Consider the following 5,506-nt stretch of genomic DNA (forward strand, 5'->3'; position numbering starts at 1 on the left):
GGTGTAGCTCAGGTTCACTTCAATATCGAGCGGAGAGGTTAAAAAATAGCCTTCTCTCGTTTCGCCCTGGGCGTAGAAAAGGCTGGCTCCGCTGCTTGCCACTGTTACTGTGCCGGTGTAGCTGTGGAAGGTGTTCACCACATTGGCTGAGTAGTTAATGGCCACTTTGGTATTGGCCAGTTCGGCTTCGATGTCGATAGACTTCAGTTCTTCCTTGTCGATGGTAAAGTTGTCGGATCGACCGAAGTAGTACGGGTTTTCGAAGGCTGCGTCCACCATGTTGTTGCTGTGGGCTTCTACGTAATATTCGCCGGTGGGCAGCGATACCTCAGCCGGTGCAGAAGAATAAGGATCAAACACCATGACTTCGGTGCCGTTGGCGGCGAAAATGGTAACCCGGAAGTCGTCGGTATTCACAGCCAGGGTTCGGCCATTGGCTGGTTCGGAGGTGATGGTGAGGGATAGGTTCAGCGACAGGTAGCCGTAGTCGAGCGGCTCGGGTGTTTCGTTTTGCTGCTGGCAGGCGGCCGCCAGGAATAGCAGGCTTAAAAGTATGGCCTTTATAGTATTCATATCGGTTGCTTTAAGTGATTCTCCCTTCAATTACACTGGTAGTCAAACGTCTGAGAGTAACCATAGCCGTCATCTTCCCCTCCTACATAGAGGTAATCTGACCTTGTTGGATAGCCCTCTGCATTGTAGGTGTAGCTTACCTGCAAGGTCCACATCAATACAGACTCATCGGCGTTGTGTCTGGCTACAGAGGTTATGTTGTTGCCGGCAAAAGCAAAAAGCTCGCTGTCGACGCAGTCGTCGCATCCCCAGATTCCAGCTTCCAGGATGGGGTTTGGATGGGTATCATAAGTGTAGTACTCCACGTTACTGAGCCCAGAATCGTTGTGCTTTTCTACTCTGGATGGATTTTTTGTTCCGGCATCGGGATAAAAGTATTTTTTCAGAAACTCCAGGCTACCCCTTGATCCATCAGTGTTGATATAATATTCTTCACGTTCAATAAGCTGCCCGTTGGCGTTGTAGGTAAAATCATTGACACGGTACAGCTGGAAACTTCCCGCATTTTCGGTGTACTCCTCTCTTTTCACTAAGAAGCCATCGCCATCATAAGCAAATACTTCCCTCTTTCCGAATGCCGCAGGATTCTCGGCGGTTACCAAATTCCCATCGCCATTAAATGTGAGAATATAATTTGATGTCTCAGATGCATTATTGCCGGTAAAGTCGATTTGGTCTGCCCTCCCGTCTGAGTTCAGGGTAAAATCCCATGTTTCTATATCGTCATCTTCTATCACCCGAAACTGGCTAAGCACACAACCGTCAAAATTGACGACAGCGCCGAGGTCTATTTCGACTGTATCAAAGTCTTCATCAACGGTGATATTGAATACTACCTTGCCATCTTCCAGTGTGGCGTCCACATTGATATTGTACAGCGTTTTAGGCTGAGGCTCGGCAATCGTCGCTGTGAACGTCCGGTCGATGGTGGTACCGTCCAGTTTGGTGTAGCTCAGGTTCACTTCAATATCGAGCGGAGAGGTTAAAAAATAGCCTTCTCTCGTTTCGCCCTGGGCGTAGAAAAGGCTGGCTCCGCTGCTTACTACGGTTACCGTGCCGGTGTAGCTGTGGAAGGTGTTCACCACATTGGCTGAGTAGTTGATGGCGACTTTGGTATTGGCCAACTCGGCTTCAATATCGATGGATTTGAGTTCTTCCTTGTCGATGGTGAAGTTGTCGGATCTCCCGAAGTAATAGGGATTCTCGAAGGCGGCTTCTACCAGGTTGTTGCTGTGGGCTTCCACATAGTATTCGCCAGTAGGCAGCGATACTTCCGCCGGTGCAGATGAGTAAGGATCAAACACCATTACCTCGGTGCCATCGGCTGCGAAGATCGTCACCCGGAAGTCGTCGGTATTCACCGCCAGGGTTCGGCCATTGGCTTCTTCGGAGGTGATGGTGAGTGAGAGGTTGAGGGACAGGTAGCCGTAGTCTTGGGGCTCCGGGGTTTCGCTTTGCTGCTGGCAGGCGACTGCTAATAAAAGGAGACTTAAAAGAAGGGTTTTTAAGGCTTTCATGACGGTATGAGTTGGTCTAAAAACCTCTAAGAAAGGAAAAATGCTGGCAATCGGCCGGTTGCTTTTGTCAGTGGGCCCTTATCCTTCACGAAGTCCCTAAAAAGTTTTGTGAATGCCTCGGCTTGTGTCCGGATACATGCCAAACGACGACACATTCGTTCTGTCGCAGAGACTACAAAAGTTTCGGCTGATAATGCCTGTCCCGATGGGTAGGCAGCAGGGTATCAAACCCGCAGGAAGACGGAGCTACAAACTTTTGTAGTCTGAGGTCGTCCAGCCATCCGCAAATAATCGCTTTGAACTCATTATAGGTGAAGGCTCAGCGCCCAAACCCTTTTAAAGGTTTTGTGAATGACTCGGCTTGTGTCGGGATACATGCCAAACGACGACAAATTCGTTCTGTCACAGAGACTACAAAAGTTTCGGCTGATACAGCCCGCCCCGATGGGTAGGCAGCAGGGTATCAAACCCGCAGGAAGACGGAGCTACAAACTTTTGTAGTCTGAGGTCGTCCATCCATCCGCAAATAATCGCTTTGAACTCACTATTGATGAAGACTCAGCGCCCAAACCCTTTTAAGGGTTTTGTGAATGCCTCGGCTTTAGTCTGGACACATGCCAAACGGCGACAAATTCGTTCTGTCACAGAGACTACAAAAGTTTCGGCTGATAATGCCTGTCCCGATGGGTAGGCAACCTGGTATCATACTCGCAGGAAGACGGAGCTACAAACTTTTGTAGTCTGAGGTCGTTGGGCTCCAGGGTTTCATTTCAAAAATCATTTTGCCAAAAAACTCAAAATCGTTTCCTCCATTTCCACACTTTCGCAGGCGCCCTGCACCGTATATTCGAAAACCTTCCCCTCAGGCTTGTACTGGCAGAAAACAATAAGCAGCGCCGCTTCGGTTGGCTTTATGCCGCCTTCATAGTGCTGGTAGATGGGGATTTTGCGAATACCCTTGTTGTAGTACAGCTTGTGAACCGTGAGCTTTCGTGAGTAGTCGGCCATTCTAACTTTGAGATTCACTGCCGCCACCTCAGGTACCTCCTCCCTGCTACTCCGAAAAAGCACTTTTTCGATCACATAATGGTGGTAAATGACCTCAAAAGGCGGCTTCCAAAGCCACAGCGACGTTCTTTTCTTCACAACCGAAGTGAATGGTTCCGCCCGGCTCACGATCACTATCAGATCCGACTGCGAGACCAATTCTTCCGTCGTAACAGTGTCATCATGTGCTTGCGATATTATATTAGTAGCGTTTAGTAACAGCCAGGGGGTCAAAAAGGCCAGCCTTATGTTCATGGCGTCAGGCATTTTTGTAAATACTCCTCATAAGATCCGGCAGCTAGTGTCATTTCGCTGTAGTCGTTCCAGGGAGAGTTGCTGACCCCCAAAAGTACCTGCCCAAAGTAGTTGCTGCGGGGAGTGCAGCACAAAAAGGCCATTGACCGCTCCCCCTGCTGGCCTATGCACAGCCAGCCCTCTCGTTCAGAAGAACCTTCATAATAGTCTTGAGCGGCCCAATATTGCGTATGCTTAATGATGCTTTCAGCGCCCCAAAGAACTCCTCCCTTTGTTCCTGGCAAGTATACGTCGTGGTCGCCCAAATAGTCAATGCCTTCTCTGAAATCAGTCGGCAGCTCAAAATCATCGTCCTCCAGACGGAAATACGTCCAGAAGTAGTTGTACATCTTGTCTGAGACCTTTTGGTGACAGGCATGATCGGGGCGCTGTTCGGTCGGCGGCACCCCTGCTATCGAGTGTAGTCTGATGATAAGTTGCGCAATCATTGTTATATTTAACTAACAGGTGCTCAGGCTGTCATGGCCTCAATCAGCTTCGACAGCTTTTATACTACAAGATGCAAACCTTGCGGTATTTCCATATTTCCAGGTCTACTAATTTACTCACCACAGTTCCTCACAGCTTCCCTGGTTGATACAAGGTCAAAAAAAGTTTGATCTGAATTATGGAATGGCAGGCCTGGCTGCATCTTACCCATAATGTACGCAAAAAATCTCTTCATCCTTTTAATCGTCCAGACCGGACTTACCGCTATGGCACAGGAAAACTGCAAAAGCTCGTTTGATAAAAATCAGCAAATGGACAGTATAACGCTGAGTGGTTTGAGTAGTGTTTTCAGAACACTAAAGTTTGAAAATGGCCCGTGCAACAACCGATGGGGAAGCGACTTGCAGCTGGTGATGGAGGAGCTGGGGAAACAATTGGGTGTAAAAGGAACTCCTTACGGTGAGGTGTTCAAAAGGATAGGTCCGCCGGATGAGAAGTCGGATACCTCTGAAATAGTGAAGCTGCTACCGGGAGAAAGCATTTTGATCTACCACTGGCGGGGAAGGCACGACTTCCTGTATTTTATCACGGAAAACAAGGTGATAAAACGAAGTGACTGGTGGTACGCTTACGAATAGAAGCAATGATATGACTTTAATTACGCCCAACTTGATCCAGTTCGAAGGCAAGTATTATCAGCTTGTGAGGCCTTTCAACCTGAGCAGCCCGAAAGACGTGGGCCTGTTTATTGGCCGTTTTGCTTCAACCGACAATCCATCCGGGTTCCTGTTCACTTATATGATTGAAAAAGACCAGCTATTTCTGGACACTATTTTCTGTAGACCAGGCCCTCCAAAGGGATGGAAATACAAACTCCTTTACCGGTTCAAAAGCTATCCGCCGACGATCAATGGAGTTAAGCCAGAACTGGACGAAGCTTCGGACGGCGATTTCCGATATGAAAATTTGTCAGTGCCATTAAAATATTCGGGTGAGTTAATCGTTGGCAATAGTCGCTACGGAATGGATTCAGAAATTCATCCTGATCACCCGGGTAGCTATGCGGAGTTGCTGACACTCACCTTTGAAAAAGGAAAGCTTGTACAACGTCGTATGCACTGAAGTAACATTGAATAATACATTGAAAATCAATATCTTGAATAGATGAAATAGCCATAGGGAATACCATACCCAACGGAACCGGCGTGGAACGATGAATAAGTGGATCGAAAAGCTAAATATTCATTCTAATTGGTAAAAGCTATTCCATCGCACCGGCGAACCGGTGGCCGCTGAGAAATAAATTATATACACATGAAATAGCCATGAGGAGTACCACACCCAGCGGAATGAATAGAGCCATTTAGACAAGTGATTTTCATTCTCAAAGGGTTTGGGCTATTCCCGCTTCGGCGGACCGATCTGGCCTCTAAAAAGTAAATTTTATACAGATGAAATCTCCATGAGCGACTTTAGCACACCCGAACGAAAATGAATATTTAGTAACTTTCAAGGGTTATCGAAACCCTTGAAAATTATATGGAAACGGGAGAAGTAGCTTTTGAACAAATAGTAAAGGTCGGCTGTGGCCTTGACGTACATCAGGCGGTGATCGTAGCGACGAT

The 5,506-nt window shown here is 47.7% G+C and carries 6 protein-coding genes; 2 read left to right on the forward strand and 4 right to left on the reverse strand.

Features of this window, described 5'->3' with window-relative positions; translation table 11 throughout:
• The 4 genes from RIF36_RS16680 to RIF36_RS16695 all read right to left on the reverse strand — a co-directional run.
• Positions 1 to 573, reverse strand: a 573-nt coding sequence (locus RIF36_RS16680) for a DUF4493 domain-containing protein (RefSeq protein ID WP_350125080.1), incomplete at its 3' end; no start/stop codon positions are given.
• Between the two features lie 26 nt (positions 574 to 599).
• Positions 600 to 2,090 carry a DUF4493 domain-containing protein gene (locus RIF36_RS16685; protein WP_350125083.1) on the reverse strand — a complete coding sequence of 497 codons (1,491 nt, stop codon included), beginning with the start codon at positions 2,088 to 2,090 and terminating at the stop codon, positions 600 to 602.
• A gap of 777 nt (positions 2,091 to 2,867) precedes the next feature.
• Complete coding sequence (locus tag RIF36_RS16690) at positions 2,868 to 3,392, reverse strand: hypothetical protein (RefSeq protein WP_350125086.1); 525 nt, start codon at positions 3,390 to 3,392, stop codon at positions 2,868 to 2,870.
• A complete protein-coding gene (locus RIF36_RS16695) occupies positions 3,389 to 3,880 on the reverse strand; it encodes a hypothetical protein (RefSeq protein WP_350125089.1) in 492 nt (163 codons plus the stop codon). The genes RIF36_RS16690 and RIF36_RS16695 overlap by 4 nt, the downstream gene beginning before the upstream one ends.
• A gap of 312 nt (positions 3,881 to 4,192) precedes the next feature.
• Between RIF36_RS16695 and RIF36_RS16700 the strand changes: the two genes are divergently transcribed.
• Positions 4,193 to 4,519, forward strand: coding sequence for a hypothetical protein (locus tag RIF36_RS16700; RefSeq protein WP_350125092.1), 327 nt, complete (start codon positions 4,193 to 4,195; stop codon positions 4,517 to 4,519).
• 10 nt (positions 4,520 to 4,529) lie between these two features.
• Complete coding sequence (locus RIF36_RS16705) at positions 4,530 to 5,003, forward strand: hypothetical protein (RefSeq protein WP_350125095.1); 474 nt, start codon at positions 4,530 to 4,532, stop codon at positions 5,001 to 5,003.
• Positions 5,004 to 5,506: the final 503 nt, after the last annotated feature.

This window comes from Imperialibacter sp. (assembly GCF_040222815.1).
In the GTDB taxonomy this organism is placed as follows: domain Bacteria; phylum Bacteroidota; class Bacteroidia; order Cytophagales; family Cyclobacteriaceae; genus Imperialibacter.

Bases quoted from the DNA above. Each gene is read 5' to 3' on its own strand.
- RIF36_RS16690 (WP_350125086.1), bottom strand. From the start codon at position 3,392: ATGAACATAAGGCTGGCCTTTTTGACCCCCTGGCTGTTACTAAACGCT.
- RIF36_RS16700 (WP_350125092.1), top strand. From the start codon at position 4,193: ATGGACAGTATAACGCTGAGTGGTTTGAGTAGTGTTTTCAGAACACTA.
- RIF36_RS16705 (WP_350125095.1), top strand. From the start codon at position 4,530: ATGACTTTAATTACGCCCAACTTGATCCAGTTCGAAGGCAAGTATTAT.
- RIF36_RS16695 (WP_350125089.1), bottom strand. From the start codon at position 3,880: ATGATTGCGCAACTTATCATCAGACTACACTCGATAGCAGGGGTGCCG.
- RIF36_RS16685 (WP_350125083.1), bottom strand. From the start codon at position 2,090: ATGAAAGCCTTAAAAACCCTTCTTTTAAGTCTCCTTTTATTAGCAGTC.